At 50.8% G+C, this 21,214-nt stretch carries 17 protein-coding genes; 4 read left to right on the plus strand and 13 right to left on the minus strand.

Features of this window, described 5'->3' with window-relative positions:
• Positions 1–4: 4 nt before the first annotated feature.
• Positions 5–364, plus strand: a complete 360-nt coding sequence (locus tag LK436_RS13445; RefSeq protein WP_015573759.1) for a metal-dependent transcriptional regulator — start codon at positions 5–7, stop codon at positions 362–364.
• Positions 365–989: 625 nt separating this feature from the next.
• Here the strand turns inward: LK436_RS13445 and LK436_RS13450 are convergent.
• The 6 genes from LK436_RS13450 to LK436_RS13475 all read right to left on the minus strand — a co-directional run bounded on the left by LK436_RS13450 (position 990) and on the right by LK436_RS13475 (position 8,200).
• Complete coding sequence (locus LK436_RS13450; protein WP_008395059.1) at positions 990–2,000, minus strand: GGGtGRT protein; 1,011 nt, start codon at positions 1,998–2,000, stop codon at positions 990–992.
• Positions 2,001–2,245: 245 nt separating this feature from the next.
• Positions 2,246–2,938: an iron-sulfur cluster assembly scaffold protein gene (locus tag LK436_RS13455; protein WP_008395057.1), complete on the minus strand. Its 693-nt coding sequence runs from the start codon at positions 2,936–2,938 to the stop codon at positions 2,246–2,248.
• Between the two features lie 283 nt (positions 2,939–3,221).
• Positions 3,222–4,190, minus strand: a complete 969-nt coding sequence (locus tag LK436_RS13460) for a ketopantoate reductase family protein (protein ID WP_044930473.1) — start codon at positions 4,188–4,190, stop codon at positions 3,222–3,224.
• Between the two features lie 34 nt (positions 4,191–4,224).
• Positions 4,225–5,601: an MATE family efflux transporter gene (locus LK436_RS13465; protein ID WP_373132823.1), complete on the minus strand. Its 1,377-nt coding sequence runs from the start codon at positions 5,599–5,601 to the stop codon at positions 4,225–4,227.
• Positions 5,602–5,903: 302 nt separating this feature from the next.
• A complete protein-coding gene (gene gltA / locus LK436_RS13470) occupies positions 5,904–7,310 on the minus strand; it encodes an NADPH-dependent glutamate synthase (RefSeq protein ID WP_008395052.1) in 1,407 nt (468 codons plus the stop codon).
• The gene (locus tag LK436_RS13475; RefSeq protein WP_021965966.1) at positions 7,310–8,200 is read right to left on the minus strand and encodes a sulfide/dihydroorotate dehydrogenase-like FAD/NAD-binding protein; all 891 of its coding nucleotides are present in this window, start codon (positions 8,198–8,200) and stop codon (positions 7,310–7,312) included. Before LK436_RS13475 ends, gltA begins: the two co-directional genes overlap by 1 nt.
• A 512-nt stretch (positions 8,201–8,712) precedes the next feature.
• Between LK436_RS13475 and LK436_RS13480 the strand changes: the two genes are divergently transcribed.
• Positions 8,713–9,834, plus strand: coding sequence for a lysozyme inhibitor LprI family protein (locus tag LK436_RS13480; protein WP_049931750.1), 1,122 nt, complete (start codon positions 8,713–8,715; stop codon positions 9,832–9,834).
• On the opposite strand, the gene LK436_RS13485 is transcribed toward LK436_RS13480, so the two are convergent.
• From LK436_RS13485 to LK436_RS13495, 3 genes are all read right to left on the minus strand, one after another.
• Positions 9,831–10,454 (minus strand): LysE/ArgO family amino acid transporter, encoded by a 624-nt coding sequence (locus LK436_RS13485; RefSeq protein WP_008395048.1) that lies wholly within the window; start codon positions 10,452–10,454, stop codon positions 9,831–9,833. The two genes, LK436_RS13480 and LK436_RS13485, sit on opposite strands and share 4 nt — an antisense overlap.
• 163 nt (positions 10,455–10,617) lie before the next feature.
• Positions 10,618–12,243 (minus strand): amidohydrolase, encoded by a 1,626-nt coding sequence (locus tag LK436_RS13490; RefSeq protein WP_008395046.1) that lies wholly within the window; start codon positions 12,241–12,243, stop codon positions 10,618–10,620.
• 98 nt (positions 12,244–12,341) lie between these two features.
• On the minus strand, positions 12,342–13,085 hold the full coding sequence (locus LK436_RS13495) for an SDR family NAD(P)-dependent oxidoreductase (RefSeq protein ID WP_008395045.1): 744 nt from the start codon (positions 13,083–13,085) through the stop codon (positions 12,342–12,344).
• Positions 13,086–13,704: 619 nt separating this feature from the next.
• Here LK436_RS13495 and LK436_RS13500 point away from each other — a divergent pair.
• On the plus strand, positions 13,705–14,880 hold the full coding sequence (locus tag LK436_RS13500) for an IS110 family transposase (RefSeq protein WP_044930339.1): 1,176 nt from the start codon (positions 13,705–13,707) through the stop codon (positions 14,878–14,880).
• A gap of 336 nt (positions 14,881–15,216) precedes the next feature.
• Here the strand turns inward: LK436_RS13500 and LK436_RS13505 are convergent, their stop codons facing one another.
• The 4 genes from LK436_RS13505 to LK436_RS13520 all read right to left on the minus strand — a co-directional run bounded on the left by LK436_RS13505 (position 15,217) and on the right by LK436_RS13520 (position 19,973).
• Positions 15,217–16,530, minus strand: a complete 1,314-nt coding sequence (locus LK436_RS13505) for a sigma-54 interaction domain-containing protein (protein WP_227910075.1) — start codon at positions 16,528–16,530, stop codon at positions 15,217–15,219.
• A 240-nt stretch (positions 16,531–16,770) separates the two neighbouring features.
• Positions 16,771–18,252, minus strand: a complete 1,482-nt coding sequence (nhaC, locus tag LK436_RS13510) for a Na+/H+ antiporter NhaC (RefSeq protein WP_008395040.1) — start codon at positions 18,250–18,252, stop codon at positions 16,771–16,773.
• 240 nt (positions 18,253–18,492) lie between these two features.
• Positions 18,493–18,984: a dihydrofolate reductase gene (locus LK436_RS13515; RefSeq protein WP_008395039.1), complete on the minus strand. Its 492-nt coding sequence runs from the start codon at positions 18,982–18,984 to the stop codon at positions 18,493–18,495.
• Between the two features lie 122 nt (positions 18,985–19,106).
• Complete coding sequence (locus LK436_RS13520; protein ID WP_021966935.1) at positions 19,107–19,973, minus strand: MBL fold metallo-hydrolase; 867 nt, start codon at positions 19,971–19,973, stop codon at positions 19,107–19,109.
• A 441-nt stretch (positions 19,974–20,414) separates the two neighbouring features.
• Between LK436_RS13520 and LK436_RS13525 the strand changes: the two genes are divergently transcribed.
• Entirely contained in the window at positions 20,415–21,038 is a 624-nt protein-coding gene (locus LK436_RS13525) for a hypothetical protein (protein WP_008395036.1), read from the plus strand.
• Positions 21,039–21,214: the final 176 nt, after the last annotated feature.

Consider the following 21,214-nt stretch of genomic DNA (forward strand, 5'->3'; position numbering starts at 1 on the left):
GGCTATGTATATAAATCCTTCCCGTGAAAACTATCTGGAAACCATTCTGTTGTTAAGTAAAAAACGCCCTGTTGTGCGGTCTGTGGATATTGCTGCAGAATTGAATTTTAAAAAATCCAGCGTCAGCGTGGCTATGAAAAAGCTGCGTGAAAGCGGACATATCACGGTATCTCCCGAAGGTTATGTCTATTTAACAGAATCCGGAAAGGAAATCGCCGCTCAGATTTATGAACGCCATATTCTCCTCTCTTCCTGGCTTGAGCGTCTGGGAGTGAGTCCGGAAATTGCAGCTGAGGACGCCTGCAAAATGGAGCACATTATCAGTCTGGAAAGTTTTGAAGCTCTCAAAAAACACCTCACATAATGTTTTTTATTGATACAGGAAGGATGTTCGCCGGATACGCATTGTCTTACGGACTTTTGGGAGAGATTGTACAGTGAAACCTCAAGACGGAGCAGGGCGAAAGACCGAAAAAATGCTCAGAGGAGTGCCGCAAAATCATCAATAATGATATGCTCCCTTCTAGATAGACAAGTTAAAATAATAAACCGCCTAGGAGGCAGCATATTTTCACTCTGAAACTCGTCGCAACTGTCCTCCGGACAAAAGCTTCGTGCTGTTCGGAAATACTTGGCCGGACAAGGAAGTACTTATTCCATAGAGTCTGAATACGTTGTTTCTGTAAATGATAAACTTAGCGCGGTACAAAGATTACCTGGAAGTCACAGCCTCTCCATATGGCCATGATCGGTATTTTACCTGGTTACGGCCGCAGGAATTAGCGATACTAAAGAAAGTCAAATAAAAAAAGGCTATGCCGGAAATCAACATTCTGATTTTGGTATAGCCTTTTCTTATGCTCAAATTTGTGTATTACCGCCGTTTCCCCTTGTGTATTACCTGTGTACTACTTGTGTATTATCAGGCAGGATTCGCAAGGATTTGACAGGCTCTTCACTCTGAACAACCCTTGATTTTACGGGATTTCTTAGAACTTCCCAGCCTTAGCGGCTTCCTCAATGGCTACCGCTACAGCAACTGTCATACCAACCATCGGGTTGTTTCCTGCGCCGATCAGTCCCATCATCTCTACATGGGCCGGTACGGAGGAGGATCCAGCGAACTGTGCGTCAGAGTGCATACGTCCTAAAGTATCTGTCATACCGTAGGAAGCCGGGCCTGCTGCCATGTTGTCCGGGTGCAGAGTACGTCCTGTGCCGCCGCCGGAAGCTACGGAGAAGTATTTCTTTCCTGCCTCTACTCTCTCCTTCTTGTATGTTCCTGCTACCGGATGCTGGAAGCGTGTCGGGTTGGTGGAGTTTCCTGTGATGGAAACGTCTACGTTCTCCTTCCACATGATGGCAACGCCCTCGCGCACATCGTTGGCGCCGTAGCAGTTTACCTTTGCACGAGGTCCGTCGGAGTATGCCTTTCTGAATACTTCCTTTAACTCGCCTGTGTAGTAGTCGTACTGTGTCTCAACGTATGTGAAGCCGTTGATTCTGGCGATGATCTGTGCAGCGTCCTTTCCTAAACCGTTTAAGATAACGCGAAGCGGTTTCTGGCGAACCTTGTTTGCCTTCTCTGCGATACCGATAGCGCCCTCAGCAGCTGCAAAGGACTCGTGTCCTGCCAGGAAGCAGAAGCAGTCTGTATCTTCCTCGAGAAGCATCTTTCCAAGGTTTCCGTGTCCTAAGCCAACCTTTCTCTGGTCTGCAACGGAGCCCGGGATGCAGAATGCCTGAAGTCCCTCGCCGATAGCTGCAGCAGCGTCAGATGCCTTGCGGCAGCCCTTCTTGATAGCGATAGCCGCGCCTGTGATATAAGCCCAGCATGCGTTTTCAAAGCAGATTGGCTGGATGCCCTTTACCTGGTTGTAAACATCCAGGCCGGCGTCCTTTGTAATTTTCTCAGCTTCCTCGATAGAAGCAATTCCATAGCTGTTTAATACGGAATTGATCTTATCAATTCTTCTCTCATATGATTCAAATAATGCCATGAGTGGTTTCCTCCTTGATATGTAATTAACAATCTCTGAATTTTAAGCACGAAAGCCTGACAGTCCGACGCTGTGTCGGAAATCTGTCCTGCCCGGGAATTTCACTGCTGTCTTTTCTCTGCCGATGCATTCCCCTGTTCCCCGCGCCCATACGTCCCGACAGCCGCATATTCCGGCCGCCATCGGTCTTTTCGTCCATATGTCCCGGCGCCTGTATTCCCTGCACAGACAGAGCAGGCAGACAATTATTCCTCTCTCGGATCGATGATCTTGACAGCGTCAGCCACGCGGCCGTACTGTCCCTTAGCCTTCTCGTAAGCAGTTGTCGGATCGTCGCCCTTCTTGATGAAATCTGTCATCTTTCCAAGGTTTACATACTGATATCCGATAATCTGATCCTCAGCATCCAAAGCAATGCCTGTTACATATCCTTCTGCCATCTCAAGGTAACGCGGACCCTTTTTCAATGTACCATACATGGTGCCGACCTGAGAACGGAGCCCCTTTCCTAAATCCTCAAGTCCTGCTCCAATCGGAAGTCCCTCCTCAGAGAAGGCGCTCTGTGTTCTTCCGTAAACGATCTGTAAGAATAGCTCTCTCATGGCTGTGTTGATCGCGTCGCAGACAAGGTCTGTATTCAGAGCCTCAAGAATGGTTCTTCCCGGAAGAATCTCTGCCGCCATAGCTGCGGAGTGTGTCATACCGGAGCATCCCAGTGTCTCTACAAGAGCCTCCTGGATCACGCCATCCTTTACATTCAGAGTCAGCTTGCAGGCACCCTGCTGCGGAGCACACCAGCCTACACCGTGTGTTAAACCGGAAATATCCTTGATTTCCTTAGCCTGAACCCACTTTGCCTCCTCTGGAATCGGAGCTGCTCCATGACAGACACCCTGTGCAACTGGGCACATTTTTTCTACTTCATGTGAATAAATCATTGTAAGACTCCTTTCAAACAAGTGTTTTAGTACATTGTTAATTTTATCACACCGTACATACCGCTATTATCGCATGGAAAAGCGAAATAGTCAATCTCTCCCATGTAAAAAATTACCGCGCCCGCAGCCCCTGTCCCCCGGACAGTGCAGCCGGCTATTTTCGTCCGTTCCGCGCAGAACTCCTGGCGCAGAACTCCAGAAAAAATAATGCAGAGCCCTGGCGGTATCTCTGCCGCTAAGGCTCTGCTGCATCACCTCTGCCGTTTTCCGGCGCGTAACTTTTCTACCTGTAAATTCCCTGGTATTTTTCACTGATTTTTCTGTATCCGGGCACATCCACTCCATACTTTTCTCCCAGACGCACCACCTCATAAATCAGGCCGTCGATTTCTGACTGGTCCCCCTTTTCCAGGTCTCTCTGCATGGAGGTGGAGGCGGTAGGCTTTAAGGCATCCAGAATTGCCAGATTTCTCCTGACAATATCCTCGCCGAAGTCAATTCCCATGGCTTTGGCCACAGCATCCACCTCCCGGACAAGCTGAATAAAGAAGCCTCGCATTCCGTCATCCTTCTGGATCGCCCCGGCCTCTGCGTGACAGTAAAGGCCGCAGCCTGCCTGAGGAGACACATAGGAAAACTTGAGCAGCGCATCTCTCTCTATATTTTCAGACAGAATCCCCTCGATTCCGGCCTTTCTCAGATCTGCCTCCACAGCGCCAAGACGCTCCCTCTGGCTTTCCTCTGCCTTCTGTCCCCTTCGCAGGCCGAATACAACGCGGAACACGTCTCCATGGCGCTTCAGATGTCCGGGGGAGGATATGTTGGCAGAGATGTAGATGCAGCCGTCTGTCACCAGAATTTCAGGCAGCTTCTCCTGGATCCTCCCGCCTGTCCCGTAGATATTGAGAACGGGAATTACAATGGTTTTTTCTCCCGCAGCCTGCCTGATAAAGCTGACGGCCTCCTTAAGCGAGTAGCCCTTGACGCAGACGAAAATTACATCCGGGGCCTGGCCGTCAAATACCTTCGCGCCGCCGTCTCCTCTGTCTGTGCCCAGATATTCTTCCATTGAGCAGGCTTTTACCCAAACGGTGTATTCTCCGCGCTCCGGCGTTTCCAGCCCGAGTCCCTGAGCCCGTATCCTCTGCAAATGCTCTCCTCTTGCAATTACCGCCACATCCAGTCCCGCCTCCGCCATATTGGCGGCCATGAATCCTCCGGTTCCGCCGGCGCCTATAATCAGGTATCTCATCTGCTCTCCTCTCCCTTCCATTTTTATAAGTAGTTTACGCCTTCTCTCCTTCCCCTTCCTGTCCTGCTCTCTTCACTATTCGTTTCAGCACGATGCAGCACACCAGGAAGAAGGTGATTCCCTTCAGGATGCTGGACACCGTCAGCGCCCACCAGATTCCATCCAGTCCCAGAAACGTTGAGCCAAACAGCATGGCAAGGGGAATCCTGGCGCTGGTCAGGGTGATACTTATGATGGAGCTGTAAAGCGTCTTTCCCATTCCGGCCAGAGCTCCCACAGTCATCAGCTCCACGCACATGAAAATCTGTCCCACTCCCATAATTTTCAGATAGTCCGCCCCGTAGGGAAGCACATCTGCCTCATGGATAAACAGGCCGAAGATCGGCGTGCTGAACAGGATCATCAGGGCAGTAATGATGCTTCCCCACACTGCCATCATCCCGGCTGCAATAAAATATCCCTTTCTCATACGGCCAAACTGCCTTGCTCCGTAGTTCTGCCCCACAAAGGCGTTGATAGCCATTCCAAATCCCTCTGCCGCCATCCAGGAAAGAGACTCAATCTGGCCTCCTACTCTCTGCACCGCCACAGCCGTATCTCCCCATCCTGTCACAAATCTGGTGAGGATCATGGAGATTCCGCAGTAGATAGTTTCCTGCACAGCGGCGGGAAAGCCAATCTTTACCATAATGATAAAATAGGGAAGAGGCGTTTTCTTCCAAAACTGTATCCGGTTGAAGAGGATCGTGTCCTTTCTTACGTGCCACAGCATCACAGCCGTCACCACTGCCTGGGAAGCCACCGTGGCTGCCGCCGCTCCCGCCACTCCCATTTCAGGGAAAAATCCGATTCCAAAAATCAGCATGGGATCCAGCACAATATTGCTGAGCATTCCGATACAGTTGGCTGCAAACGGAACGCGGCTGCTTCCGATGGCCGTGAACAGGTTCGTCAGCGTCTGGTTCAGGAAGGTAAAGATAATCAGCCCACCTGCGATCCTGAGATAGATAACTGCATCCCCGATAATCTTCGGATCCTCCAGGCCGAAGAAGCCGATCAGCGGATAGGCAAACACATTCATCACAATCCCGTAGATTACCGCCAGGATCACTGCCAGCTGAAGCGCTCCCCTGCCGTACTGGGCCGCCCGCTCCTTCCTGCCTTCTCCCAGCGAGTGGGCGACCTTCACCTGGCCTCCCATCTTGGCCAGCATAACCACTCCTGTGGAAAGCCAGGTATACATTCCGGCCGCTCCCACCGAGGCCACCGCCGTAGCTCCCACACGGCCAATCCATGCCATATCCGTCAGATTATAGGCCATCTGAACTGCCGCTGTTCCCATGATGGGAATAGCCAGCTCTGTCAGAGCGGATATTATTTTTCCATTCAGTAAATCAACCTGCTTTTTCATTTCTGTCATTCTCCCTCTGCCTCATGCAAACCGGCCGTTTTTCTTAAATTCCTTGGCTCTGCCCGTGTAAACGAGATGAAACACACCTGGCAGGCTTCACCCGCTGCCCCGTCAGCGCCAGGCAAATATACAGACTTATTCGCCTGGCCTGCCCTCCGGGAAATCACAACAGGGACATGATACTCTTTCAAATATCATGCCCCTGCTCTTATCCCTCTTTTATGAGTTTTTATCCTCACATTCAGTCTTTAAAGACCTGTGCCGCTGAACTGACAGCCTGCTCCCTCATTTTTCCGGTCTGGCTATTCAGCCTTCTTCCCGGAGAGGAACTCGTCAATTCCCTTTGCACCGGCACGTCCGGCCTCCATGGCGAGAATTACGGTCGCCGCACCTGTCACGGCGTCACCTCCGGCGTAAACGCCCTCTTTTGTGGTCTTGCCGTTTGTCTCATCGGCAATGATGCATTTCCACTTATTGATCTCCAGTCCCTTTGTGGTGTTGGAGATAAGGGGGTTCGGGGATGTTCCCAGAGCCATGATAACTGTGTCCACATCGATGGTGTAGTCGGAACCTGGAACCTCTACCGGACGTCTTCTTCCGGACTCATCCGGCTCACCCAGCTCCATCTTGCGGCATACGATGCCTTTTACCCAGCCGTTCTCATCTGCAAGAATCTCTACCGGATTGGTCAGAAGGTGGAACTCGATTCCCTCCTCCTTTGCATGGTGAACCTCCTCCACACGGGCCGGGAGCTCCTTCTCACTTCTTCTGTATACAATGTAAACCTCTGCGCCCAGGCGAAGAGCTGTTCTCGCTGCATCCATGGCCACGTTTCCGCCGCCTACTACAGCTACCTTATGTCCTGCTGCAATCGGTGTGTCATAATCATCGCGGAATGCCTTCATCAGATTGCTTCTTGTCAGGTACTCGTTAGCGGAGAATACGCCGTTGGAGTTCTCTCCCGGGATTCCCATAAACTTTGGAAGTCCTGCTCCGGAACCGATAAAGACAGCGTCGAAGCCTTCCTTCTCCATCAGCTCATCAATGGTAACAGATTTTCCGATTACCACGTTTGTCTCAATCTCAACGCCCAGCTTCTTTACGTTCTCGATCTCCGGCTGAACAACGCCCTCCTTCGGAAGACGGAACTCAGGAATTCCGTATGTGAGAACGCCGCCCGGCTCATGGAGGGCCTCAAAGATCTTCACCTCATAGCCCATCTTAGCCAGATCGCCGGCGCAGGTAAGTCCTGCAGGGCCGGAACCAATCACAGCTACTCTCTTTCCGTTCTTTGTCTCAGGAGCCTTCGGAACAAAGCCATGCTCTCTCGCCCAGTCTGCGACGAAACGCTCCAGCTTTCCGATGGATACAGGCTCTCCCTTGATTCCGCGGATACATTTACCCTCGCACTGGCTCTCCTGCGGGCATACACGGCCGCATACAGCCGGAAGAGCGGAGGACTTTGCAATGATCTCTGCCGCCTTCTCAATATTTCCAGCCTTGACCTCCTGAACAAAAGCCGGGATGTCGATGGATACAGGACAGCCCTTTACGCACTGTGCGTTTTTGCAGTTTAAGCAGCGCACTGCCTCTGCCATGGCCTCATCCATATCGTAGCCTAAGCATACCTCTTTAAAGTTTTTTGCACGCTCCTGTGGATCCTGCTCTCTCACAGGAACTCTTTTCATCAGATCTCTATTTGCTTCCATTACTCATTACCTCCGCAGTGTCCGCATCCGCCGTGATGGGTGTCTCCCTCTCTCAGTTTTAATAAGGCCCGGCCTTCCTCTGTCTTGTACATCTGCTGGCGCTTCATAGCCTCGTCGAAGTTCACCTCATGTCCGTCAAACTCCGGTCCGTCTACGCAGGCAAACTTCACCTTCCCGCCCACAGTCACACGGCAGGCGCCGCACATTCCGGTACCGTCCACCATAATCGGGTTTAAGCTGACAATCGTCGGGATTCCCAGCTCTTTTGTGAGCAGACAGACGAATTTCATCATGATCATCGGTCCGATGGCTACGCAGACATCGTATTTTTTGCCCTGGTTCTGAACCAGATCCTTTACAACCTCTGTTACCATGCCCTTTCTCTCATAGGAGCCGTCATCTGTGGTGATGTAGAGATTTCCGGCAACAGCCTTCATCTCCTGCTCCAGAATGATGAGATCCTTTGTCTTGGATCCGACAATGACATCCACGTCGATTCCATGCTCATGCATCCATTTTACCTGCGGGTAAACAGGAGCTGCTCCTACGCCGCCTGCCACAAACAGGTACTTTTTATTTTTTAATTCCTCGATGTCCTCTTTCACAAATTCGGAAGCATTTCCAAGAGGTCCCACAAAATCGCGGAACGCGTCTCCGGCCTTTAATCCGGCCATCTTTTCTGTGGAAGCGCCGACTGTCTGGAATACGATTGTGATAGTCCCCTTCTCTCTGTCAAAATCACAGATGGTAAGCGGGATTCTCTCTCCTTCCTCGTCCATCTTTACAATTACAAACTCACCTGGTTCGCAGGCGCGGGCCACCCTGGGAGCTTCCACTTCCATCAGGTAAATCTTGTCGGCCAGCTTCTCTGCTCTTAAAATCTGGTACATGTCTTTTTCCCTCTCCTCCTGTTCTTTACAGCGATAAAATTCACTTTCCATCTATTTTATCATTCCTTTATGGTTCTGACAAGCAAAACAAGAGGAAAATTCATGGTTAAAAGCGTATGAATTCAGATTCTTTTGTCTGATATTTCTATTGTTTGGAATTTTTAGCTCTCTTTTTCGATACATTTTTGTAATTTATTACACATTTTCCCGTCAGAACCCCTGTTTTTTCTGGCGGTTTGACGGATGAAAATCTGCTTTTCAAGGCAGCAGGAAGTAAAATTTTACTGGTAAATCTTCCCCGTTTTTTACTCTGCAAGTTTTACAGCCGGCCGCAGGAATGCAGTCTGCTTCCAGCCCATTAAAAATCTTTTCAGATGATGCGGACTTTTAATCGGGAACATACGGCGGATGACAGGAAAATATAAGGATGACAGGCTTGAAAAACAGGTGAGCCGGCTCTATAATTTCATCAGAATAGATACACAGCAGAACAGTTTTAGGAGGAGCTTACATTGAAAAAGAGAAGAAAAATGAAAATCTGTGTTTTTGCAGCGGGGATGGCCCTCATTCTGGTAGGGTGCAGAAGTCAGACGGACGGCCTGGAGCCTTCTCTGCCCTCGGGTACAGAGGCAGCTTCTGAGATTTCTGATTCAGATCACCTTCCAGAACGTCTCCCGGAAACCACGTCGGAGTCTGAACTGCCTGAAACGGCTGATGCAGATAAGTCGGAAGCCTCTGATGTGAACTTCTCCGACAGAGAAAATTCTGAAGAGAGAGCTCTGTCCTTCGCCGATCTGAGAGGACTGGAGTTCACCTTTTCAAGCGGCGCGGGAGCCTGGAGCACTTCCCTTGTCATCCGCCCTGACGGCAGCTTTTCCGGAGAATACCTGGACAGCGATATGGGAGACTTTGGCGATACATACCCCAACGGGACAGTCTACCAGTCTGAATTCAGCGGGCAGCTTACAGAGCCTGAAAGAATTGATGCGTATACCTATTCCACGGAAATCGCAGCCATCGATTATGAGAAGGAGCCCGGGACAGAAGAAATCCTGGATGGCGTCCGCCGCCTGTACACCAGCGCAGGCGGCCTGGAAGAGCCTGGCCGAATCCTGATCCGCCTGCCCGGCACGCCCCTGGAGGAGCTTTCCCAGGAATTCAGAGGATGGATTGGATACTTCGACCCTTCCGGGACTTCCGAGACCGCCCTCCCCTTCTTTGCGCTGGAGAATGAAAATCATCAGTACGGCTTCAGAAGCTATGATTTGATTGAGCGCATGGATACTCTGATTTCCGATACTGCAAAACAGGGAGCCCAGCTGGAAGAGAAACTCCGGACAGACGCCTCCCTCGACCAGGCAGAGCTGAATGAAACCTCCATGAATCTCTACAGTCTGTGGGATTTTGCCCTGAATCAGCTCTGGGACGCCCTCGGCAAAGTAAAAACCGAGTCTGAAATGGAACAGCTCACTGTCAGACAGAGGGAATGGATTAAAGAAAAGGAAGAAGCTGTCCGGGCAGCAGGCGCAGAGTATGAGGGCGGAACCATGAAACCCCTTGCAGCCAACACAGAGGCCGCTGAGCTTACACAGAAAAGAGTTTACGAGCTGATGGAGGAGCTTAAATCCCGCTAGAGCCCTATCCCTGCTGCCCCCAGAAAGCTCCAGAGCAGCTTTACGCCGTAGACTGTCATAACCAGGCCGCAGACCAGGTTGATTATGCGCAGTACCCTGTCACTGATCCGGCTTCCGAGCGCAGATACGGTCAGGGACAGAACCGTAAACCACAGGGCTGAGGCGCAGACTGCCCCGGTTATAAAGGAGGCTGCCCCGGAGGGCGCAAGCGCCGCCCTGAATGCTCCCAGCATGAGGGTGCCGTCGATCAGAGCCTGAGGGTTAAGCCATGTGACGACGAAGGCGGTGGAAATCACCTTCCACCCAGGCAGAGGCGGTATGTTTTCTGCCTGGGCACCGCTCACCTTTTCCCTCAGAAGTCCCGCCCCCAGCCAGATAACGATCAGGCTGCCTGCCAGCAGGACAGCCATCCTCAGCCCTTCAAACCGCTGCATAACAGCCCCTGCTCCAAAAAAGCAGGACAGTATCAGAGCCACATCAAAGCAGATCACAGCGGCTGCTGTAAATAGAGCGCGGCGGCGTGTACTGCCAATGGCTGTATTGATCACAAACAGATTCTGCATTCCGATAGGCGCCGAATAGGCAAGCCCCATAATCAGTCCCTGGATAAATTCATTCACGGTTCCCGCTCCTCTCCGCAGATGCAGCTGTCTCTGACTGCTGTTTTTCTCCAATCTTCTCTCCTGCTTTCTGATTCCTCTTTTTTCTTCTCTTTTTCTGTTTTCTCTTTCTGATCGATATTTTACTCCACTCCCGCGCCGCCGGCAAGTATAGCGGGAAAATTTACGCGGTTCTCACTCCGCCTGCCACAGTCATCACAACCTTTACCTCCCGGATCCGCTCTGGCTCAATCTTGGTCAGATCATGGGACAGGACTGCAAAATCAGCATACTTTCCTTCCTCTATCGTCCCTTTTTCCTTTTCCTCGAACTGAGAGTAAGCGCTGTCTGCCGTATAACCTCTGATTGCCTCCTCCGCGCTCATTTTTTCCTCTGGGTACCATCCGCCTTCCGGGAATCCATTGTAATCCTGTCTCGTCACCGCCACATAGATGCCGTCAATCGGGTTAATGGACTCGATCGGGCAGTCGGAGGACAGGGAAGTGTGAATCCCCATCTGTTTCATGCTGTGGAACCGGTAGGAATATTTCAGCCTTTCCTTTCCCACCCGCTCCTCAGCGCAGTGCATATCTGACTGCACAAACACTGGCTGTACGTAGCCGATAATTCCGCCCTTTTTCATCCTCTCAAAAATATCGGGCGCTGCAAACTGGACATGGACGATTCCATGGCGGGCATCCTCCCTGGGCGCCTCTTTCTGCGCATTCTCACACGCCGTCAGAATCATCCGCATAGCAGCGTCCCCGATACCGTGGCAGGCTGTCTGCATCCCGTTTCTGTGAGCCAAAAGGATCCTCTCGTTCAGTTCCTCCTGGGTGAACACGGCAATTCCCCTGCTCTCCGGGTCGTCTGCGTAGGGCTCTGACAGAAATGCGGAGCGGGGACCGATGGAGCCGTCAGTCAAAAGCTTCAGAGGCCCGATTTTGAACCACTCATCCCCTGTTCCGGTGCGGTACCCCTCATCTAAGAATTCCTGGAACCGGGAGAGATCCGGCAGAAGGCACTGCTCATATACGCGCACCTTCATTCTGCCCTCTGCCTCAAGCTCTTTGTAGGCCTTTACCACCTTTCTCCAGTCCTTGTCCGAGAAGGTTTCAAAGTCGTCGCTCTGAACAGAGGTGATTCCCACTGCCGCGGCCTCATCCATGGCGCGCACAAGCAGCTCCTTAATCTCCTCCACGCTCTTTGCAGGCTGTTTTTCATAGGCCAGGTAGCGGGCTGTCTCCCGAAGGATTCCAAGAGGCTCTCCCTCCTCATCCCGGACAATCTCCCCTCCTTCCGGATCCGCCGTGTCTTTTCCGATTCCCAGCACCTCCAGGGCCTTCGTATTGACTGCCACCGTGTGCTCGCAGACGCGGGTAAATAAAATCGGATGCTCAGTGGAAATGCGGTCCAGATCATGACGGTTCAAAAAGCGGGGCTCCGGGAAAAAATAGTGGTTCCATCCGCAACCGATGACCCACTGGCCGGCCGGAATCTTCTTCTCCTGGATATAGCGGATTCCCGCCTCCACAATCTCATCCACGCTGTTCAGCCCCTCCAGATGCAGTTTTGTGAGGGAGTAGGCATAGTTGAGAAGATGGATATGGCTGTCGTTGAATCCCGGCACCACCATTTTTCCTTCCAGATCGATGACCTCTGTCTCCTTCTCTCTCCCCTGAAACTCCGCCAGCACCTCCTCATCGGTGCCTGTCTTTACAAACCTTCCGTTTTCCACTGCAAAGGCCTGGCAGCGTTCAAATCCTTCCTTCGCTGTAAATACATTTCCATTCTTATAAATCTGAATCATTTCGCTCGCCTCCCCATTCTTAATCAGCCGGCTTTCCGTCTTCTTTTCACCTTTTCGCCAAAACCCTCTCTGCCTTCCGAGTCACCCTGAAGCGCAGCCTATGCTGTCTCTCCTCCGTCAATCGGAATATGCTGCCCTGTAATGTATTTTGCCTCGTCTGAAGCGAGGAAGGCAAACAGAGCTGCCACCTCCTCCGGCGCAGCGTGGCGCTTCATGGGGATCCCCTCATTTACCTTCTCAAGCATTTCCTCTGTGTACTCTGCCTTCTGCATCGGCGTGAGCACATAGCCCGGGCAGATGGAATTAACCCGCAGCCACGGCGCGCATTCCAGAGCCAGCGTTCTTCCTAAAAGGATCACGGCAGCCTTTGACGCGTTGTAGTCTGCGTAGAAGGGATGCCCTTCCATTCCATTGGTGGAGGCCGTGAAAAGAATCACGCCGGACTGCTGAGGCTCCATCCTGAGAACCGCTTCCTTGGCGCACAGATACATACCGTCCAGGTTGACCCCCATAACTTTTTTCCACTGGGCAAAATCTGTGTCGCGGAACAGTTTCCTGATGCTGATTCCTGCATTGGAGATCAGCACATCCACGCCGCCGATCAGGCAGTCCGCCGCCCGGAATCCATCCTTTACACTCTCCTCGCTGCTTACGTCTACCTTCACAGCTCCGGCCAGCCCTGGAAGCTCCCCCTTCGCCCTCTCAAGGGCTTCGTCGCTTACATCAAAGATTACCACTTTGGCGCCTTCCTCAATAAACCGCCGTGCCGTGGCCTGGCCGATGCCGCTGGCTCCTCCTGTGATGATTACCCTCTTTCCCTCTAATTCCTGATAGCGCTTCATTCACATTCTCCTTTCCTGTTCTGGGGACTGTATTCTGCCCTCATAAGCTTTTTTCTGCCTTTGCAAAATATAAAAAGCAGATTTCATGCCAGTATTTGAAAATGGAGAAGAATTTTTAAATTTCCCGGGAAACAGCCAAAATCCCCTGTAATTATCTGTATCCAGCGGCTTTTCCCTCCTCTCTTCGCCTCTGCTTTCACGGAGCAGGCCGGGCCGGGCCGGAGAGCGGACACGCAAATTTTTTCCCGGCTGTAAAAATTCTGTTCCTGCCAGAAGGATGGAAAAAGACCGGAAAAAGGCGCAGAAGGATAAGAAAGAATCCTGCTTTGCAGGATTCTCCGCCTGCGGCGGGTCGCGAAAGCGACATTTTCCTCGTATTATATAGTAGTAGTGTTTATAGACCCTCTCCAAGGTCTGTATGCTATACTGTTTGGAGATACTGTGGATTGGTTTCATTTTCCTACCACTTGATGGTTACGGAAAGGCTCCAACCACAGTCTCTTTGTATCGTTGTTAATCAGTTAGATACCGCATGACGGTTGATTTAGAACGAGGTTACAAGCGCAGAGAGCTCTGTGGTCCTAAACAGTATCTAAATCTATTACTAAGGAGTGTTCTTATGATCTACGTTGGAATTGATGTCGCTAAGGATAAGCATGACTGCTTTATCACCAATTCAGATGGCAAAGTCCTTTTTCCGGTTTTTACCATTCAGAATAACCGGGATGGATTTGATGTTCTTTTTTCCAGGATTCAATCCTCTTCTTCAGATGTGTCCAATATAAAAGTAGGACTGGAGGCCACTGGACACTACTCTTACAACCTGCTCGGTTATCTTATTGACAAAGGTCTCCACACCTTCGTTATCAATCCGCTCCACACAAATCTTTACAGAAAAAGTCTCAGCCTTAGAAAGACGAAAACAGATAAGGTTGATGCCCGAACCATTGCTTTGATGCTCATGTCTGACGTGAACCTGAAGTCCTACTCAGATACATCATACCATAACGAGGAGTTAAAGTCACTCACCCGTTATCGTTTTCGTAAGGTTCAGGAACGCGCTCAGCTTAGACAGTCTGTTTCCAGGCTTGTTACCATTCTCTTTCCAGAATTGGAAAAACTTGTTCCTTCGCTTCATATCGCTTCTATCTACGCCCTTCTTTCCGAGTTTCCTTCTGCCGGAACGATTGCCTCCTGCCATTTGACACACCTGACGAAGCGGTTGGAAAACGCTTCAAAAGGCCGTTACAGCCGGGAGAAAGCGATTGAAATACGGAATGCTGCCAGAGCCTCCATCGGTTCCAACATGCCTGCCAAATCTCTGGAATTAAAGCACACACTCCGGCTAATTGGTGAACTGGATTCCGAAATCTCAGAAATTGAATCCGAAATCAAACGGATCATGGATGAAATCCATTCTCCCATCCTGACCATTCCAGGAATAGGCTACCGCATGGGCGCCATGATCCTGGCAGAGATTGGAGATTTCTCCCGCTTTGATTCGCCGGATAAGATCCTGGCATATGCCGGAGCTTCTCCATCTACCTATCAATCCGGGCAGATGGAATCCTCTTATTCCCACATGGAGAAACGGGGATCGCGCTATTTACGTTTTGCTCTGATCAATGCCACCAAATACGTCTGCCAATGGGATGAAACTTTCGGTGCATACCTTCAGAAGAAGATTTCTGAAGGGAAACACTACAACGTCGCCATCACCCACGCCGCAAAGAAACTTGTACGGTTAATTTACGCAATGGAAAAATCCGGCAAACCTTACATAAAAACGGCATAACTTTTTCTGCCCTATAACACTCTTTTAGAGCACCGATATCCGATGCTCTGTTTGTCGTGCGATTTTCAAGGTACAACGATCTATGAAATGCGTTCCCGCAATTCATTCAAAAGTCTTCATTTTAGACTTGACTTTTAATAGTTAGTCTTTCCGCCGCAGTGCGATCTCCGCGGAGCGTTTTTATTTAACAGGGAACGAAGTTTCCTGTTAAATAAAAAAAGGTCCCCTGACAGGGCCAGAATGGCCTGCAGGGAAACCGATATTCATTCCCGTTATTCCGCTTTTATATTTTATACCGCCGCTGCGCTTTTCCCCTGCGGCCGGGCTTTCCCGTTTTCAGCTGTGTTCCAGCTGGTAGCACTTCATCTTGTACCGGAGATTCTGCCTCGATATTTTCAGTTTCTCCGCTGCCTCAGCCATCGTTTTGGAGCGTTTCAGCGTTTCAGAGATAATCTGCTTTTCGTACTCATCCATCATCTCCTTGAGGGAGCCGGCAGTTGGGACGGAAATTGTGTTGGGAGTCTTAAACATATCATTTTCCGTGCTTACCTGAACCAGTTCTGGAATGTCTTTCATGGTGATGATCCCGTTCTGAGCCGTGTTGAAAGCGCTTTCAATCGTATTTTTCAGCTCCCGGATATTCCCCCTCCACTCATAGTTCAGAAAGGCATTTTTCGTCAGCTCACTGATCCCGTGAATGTGCATCCCCATCTCCTGATTATATTTTTCGATAAAGTGTTCCGCCAGAACCATAATATCCCCTCTCCGCTCCCTGAGAGGCGGTATCCTGAGCTTCACTACGCCAATCCGGTAGTACAGGTCCTCCCTGAGCCGCCCCGCTCGCATGACCTCCGCCGGATCCTCATTCATGGCGCAGATGATCCGGACATTAAACGGAATCTCACGGTATCCTCCAAGCCTGCGCGCCTTTTTTTCCTCCAGAACCTTTAAAAGCTTTGCCTGCATGGACAGTTCCATGGAATTGATCTCGTCGAGAAACAGAGTGCCCCCGTCCGCCAGCTCAAACAGACCCTTTCTGGTTTCGGCGCCGGTGTAGCTGCCCTTTTCCGTCCCGAAAAAGATCCCCTCCAGAAGATTGGCCGGAATGGCGGCGCAGTTCTGGGAGATAAAGGGCTTATCCGCCCGGTCGCTGCACGTGTGGAGAGACTGGGCTACCAGCTCTTTTCCTGTCCCTGTCTCACCCATAATAAGAACTGTGGAATTATTCCTCGCAACATGGCGGATCCGCTCTTTCAGCTCCTCCATCTGGGAATCTTCTGTGATAATATCCTCCAGGCAGTAGTATTTTCCCCTCCTGCCCGGCAGAGCCTTCGCCTTCTCCGAGTAGTGGACCGAGGCGCACAGCGCCCCGATGATCACACCGTTCACCTCGATAGGAAGCGTTGTGCTCAGGCAGTGAACCAGCTCATTCTTCCAGGTGAGGATTTTCTGCTCCACCTCAAAACTGGGATGCCCGGTCCGCAGCACCTGCATAATCGTGCTTTCCCTGCTGTCCATCTGCGGATATACGTCCAGAATATGCTTTCCCACCACTTCCTTGGGATAGAAAAAGGCGTCATTTTTCCATTTCGCATACTCTATGTATCCCTTGCGGTCACAGATCAGAACCGCGTCCGTGTTCTCATGCATTCCGAGTGCCTGCTGTACATACTGGCTGAACATATAACCACACCCCTTTATTCTTCTTCTCTTCCTGCCGCCCTGAACAGCACAGACCGGACAGAGGAAAGCTCTGTTTTCAGTTTTCCCTCTGTCCGTGTCCTGCGCGGGCAAATTATCGCTTCAAATTATCACAATTATACCACCGTTTTCCTATTCATGTCCACAAATGGTTAATCTTCCATACCAGATTCTGACAGCCTTTCTGCTCTATTCTGATTTCTCTATGGGTCTGTACGTTTTTCTGCTCGGTATCTCCCCTGTCTTCCACTGGAATTTTCCCGTAAATCCGTAGATAATTGCGATAATCGGGACAATCCAGTTGAATACGGAAAATGGGAGATATGCTATACAGGAGACTCCCAGCGTTGTAGATGCGAAGGAACCGCAGAGATTCCAAGGAATCAGAAGAGAGGTTACTGTTCCTGAATCCTCCAGTGTCCTTGAAAGCGTCTGGGGAAGCATATCTTTCTTCTTATATTCTGATACAAACATTCTTCCCGGCAGAACGATGGACATGTACTGGCTGGCAGTAATCAGGTTGACCAGTATAGCTGTAACAACTGTAGTGCAGACCAGGCTTCCCACGGTTCTGGTAAGAACCTTCAGCTTCTCTAAAACAACCTCCAGCACGCCCAGCTTCTCCAAAAGCGAACCGTATACCATTACGATGATCGTAAGGCTTGAAGTATAGTTCATGCTGAACAGGCCGCCTCTCGACAGAAGCGAGTCAATATCTGCAAAGCCTGTCTCCGACACATAGCCGTTTTCCATAATATTGGCAATGGAAGGAAGTGTTTCGCCCTGCATGAAAATCGCAATGGCAGCCGCCACAATACCGGAAATCAGCAGAGTGGGAAGGGCAGGTTTTTTCATCACTGCAAGGGCAATAACCAGAACCGGCGGAATCAGGGTGATAATATTCAGATGGAACTGGCTTTCCAGAGCTGCCAGAATCGCGCTCACCGTTTCTGTGTCTGCGCTTCCGCCGTGCTTCATTCCCAGAACAAAAAATGCAACCAGGGCAATCACGATTCCAGGACCTGCTGTGTAGACCATGGCCTTGATGTGGTCAAACAGATCTCCCTCTGCCACAGCCGGAGCCACGTTGGTCGTGTCGGAAAGCGGAGACATTTTATCTCCGAAAGCCGCTCCGCTCACAATTGCGCCGGCGGTCATAGCCGGATTGATCTCGAGTCCCATTCCGACGCCTATCAGCGCCACGCCTACCGTTCCAATGGTTGACCAGGAACTTCCCGTGGCCAGGGAGGTAATCACACAGGCCAGACAGGCTGTCACCAGAAAGATGGATGGATTAATCAGTTTAAGCCCCCAGTAAATAATCATCGGCACCGTCCCGCTGGCGATCCACGCGCCCATCAGACATCCGATGCTGTACAGAATCAGAATCGTCGGAACTGCCAGCTTACTGCCCTCAAGGATCGCCTCCTCCACTTTTGAGTAGGGACATTTCTCAATCGTCAGCACCAGCACAGCCACCCCAAAGGCTGTCAGCATCGTGACGTGGAGCTTTTGATCCAGGTAAAAAATTGCGGCTGCCATGGAAATAATCAGATATCCCACAATAATCAGCGAAGCCGCAAGGGAAGGCCGAAACGGCTGTTCCCCGGTCTTCAGAATCTCCGTATTAGAATTTTCTCTTCTTTTTTCCGCTTTTCCCTCATTGGCCATACATATCTCCTCCTAAAACAGTTTTCTGCGCCGGCACCTACTTATCAAGCAACCTTCATGCCAGATCGTTTTCTGCCTGAATTCCCCTGTTTCAGGGCTCTTTTCTGCCTCTCCCAGTGCCTCTTTTCAAAAAGCGGGGCAAATTTTTTACAAGATGCGCCGGTGCATGGAACCGTTTTTTTACCAGAAATATATTCAGCCAGCCATGTGGATATTCGACCCCTGTTCCCTCCTCTTCCTCTATTTATCTGTTCTCACATACCTGCGGAATTCATAGCACAGGTCAAAGTAGGTCTGCTCATCGCTTACATCCGTTACGCGCCAGCCCTCTTTGTCCAGGTTCACCATATAGGTATCCGCGTGATACTCATAATCAATAAAGGTAATATGAGCCACCCCGCAGTAGGGCAGAAACTGCTCATAGATACTCTGTCCCCCGATAATAAAGATATCCTCGTCCCTGTACACGGACAGCTTTTCAAGAGCCTCCTCCACGCTGTGAACTGCAGTGGCTCCTTTTACGGAGAGAGACGGATCTCTTGTGAGCACAATATTTGTCCTGCTGTCTAACGGCCTGCCTCCCGGGAGCGCCGCAAGAGTCTTTCTCCCCATAACCACTACCTTTCCGATGGTTTCCTGCCGAAACAGTTTCTGATCGGCCGGAATGGTCACTAACATCTGCCCCTTTCTTCCAATGGCCCAGTTTTTATCGACTGCTGCTATTAACTGCATCTTTTTCTCCTTTCCGCTTTTCCTGTTTTCTGGATTTTCCTGCCTTCACAGGGTATGCCGAAGCCTCACCGAACGGCGGCATTCTGTACGTCTCACTTCTCTCCCGTCTGTGCCTCTTAATTTTATTTCAGGAGCTCCGGGTACTGCCGCCTCAGCGTTCTCATCATGCTGGCCGCGTTGATAAAAAACGCTTCGTCAGGCTGTTCTTTTTTATCTACCTTGCCGTGGAATACCCTCTCCATCTCCTGCAGGGCTTCCTCATCCGTATCTGTCTCGTTCATAATCCGGATCATCGTATCACGGCTCTCCCTGGCAGTCTCTAACAAAAAGTCCCAGATACCCGGCATATCTTCCTCATCCACCAGACCGTAATGGTTCAGGATAATCTCCCTGACCGGTATCTTCTCAGAGCGGCGGATGGACTCTTCCACTCCCCTGTAGTCCACGAGAAAGCTGGGCATGTATTCCTTTTTCCGGTTCATGACTCCCACTGTTTCGCTGCAGAGCATCACCTCTTTGTTCACCACATAGGACAGGGAACATTTCGTATGTCCGATCGTTTCAAAGGCATACACCTGATCCCCTCTGATATCTGCCGTTTCCCCGTCCTTTAAGGCAATGTCCACCTTAAGATCCCTGTCGTCATACTCACTGTCCCAGGAAAGCCCCGAGGCCTCTGCTGCCTCTCTGCTGAGCCTGCGGATGGTTTCCAGAGCGCCCGGCTTTACAAGAATTTCCTTTGCCCGCTCTGACGCATACACCTTCACCCCCGGCCACTCTCTGCGGACAGCGGGAAGCCCTGCCACATGATCGTAATGGGAGTGGGACAGGAGCACTGCGTCCAGCTCCTGCCCGTCAAGCTCCTCCCTGATTTTCTTTATCATGGCGTCAGCGGCGTAGGCCATCCCCGCCTCAAAAAGAATATTGGCTTTCCCCCTCAGGAGGAAAACCGCTCCTTCTCCAACGCCTGTCACATCTATAATTTTCATTTCCTTATCCACCTTTCCCGGATTTTTCCTCCTGCCCTGCGCCTTTCTCTGAAACTGCAGTCAGGACTGCTTTCACTGAAGGCCGAATGCAGAGCCCTCCATCAGGGCCAGGCAGGCAGCCTCCTGCGTTTTCGTAGTATAGCACAGAAGGACGCGGGCAGGCAAGGCGTTCTGATGTTTACTCCGCCTTCCTTTTCAGGTATAATCAGAAGGAACTGCACAAAATCTGCCTGCCCTTCTGACAGCCCAGAGCGTTTGGACGAGCCGGGCATAGTAAGGCCCTGTCTGCTGCCTGCAGCATGGGCTTTTGCATCCTGCAGTCCCAGTACTGAGGTGCCGGCGCGGGCGTTTAATTGTCATTGCATTCTGCCCGCCGGACAGGTATAATACTTTCACAGCCATTTAACATACAGCAAGAAGAAAAGAAATGAGGAAATCCCTATGATTCAATTAGAAAGAACCAGTGTGATGAACCTGGAAAACGCGATCCGCGGCGCCAGAAACCCCATGAACAGCTGGAACCGTTCCGACAGCTACTACGACGAAAATGGAGCCTATATTTTAGGACCCAATGACCTGGACCTGGCAAAACGGCTCAGAAAAGCCGGAAGCGATCACCGCAAGTTTGTGCGCCAGATTTTCGTTTCCGTGGATATCACTGCACCTCTCTACTGGTGGAAGGAATATGACACCTACAAAATTGCCACTGTAGCCAATTCCTGCAGCACCATGCATAAAATCCACAGCAGGCAGTTTACTATGGATGACTTCAGCTGTGATCACATGACAGACGGGGCAAAGGCATTTATGCAGACCGTCGTGGACAAGCTGGAGGAAACACGGCTAAGATACCTGGAGACGAAGAGCAAGGAGGACTGGTACGATCTGATCCAGCTTCTGCCTTCAAGCTATAACCAGATGAGAACCTGCTCCTTTAACTATGAGACACTGATCAATATTTACTATGCGAGAAAGGATCACAAGCTGGCTGAGTGGCACACCTTCTGCGACTGGATCAAAACCCTTCCCTACGGGGAGGAGCTGATTGTAGCTGAGGGAAAGTAGGCTTAGACGGTTAGACCGTCCCCATTCCTATAAGCAGATGGTTCTATACAGATTCTGTTATGAAGAGAGCGCGCCGTACAGCATACGGGCAGGTTTGAAGCGAACCTGCCCGTATGCCGCACAGGCGCTCTTTTTGCTTTTTGCCTTCCAGCTTCTCTCCAGTCTCCCTGCATAAT

The organism is Clostridium sp. M62/1 (genome assembly GCF_020736365.1).
Lineage (GTDB): Bacteria > Bacillota > Clostridia > Lachnospirales > Lachnospiraceae > Otoolea > Otoolea saccharolyticum_A.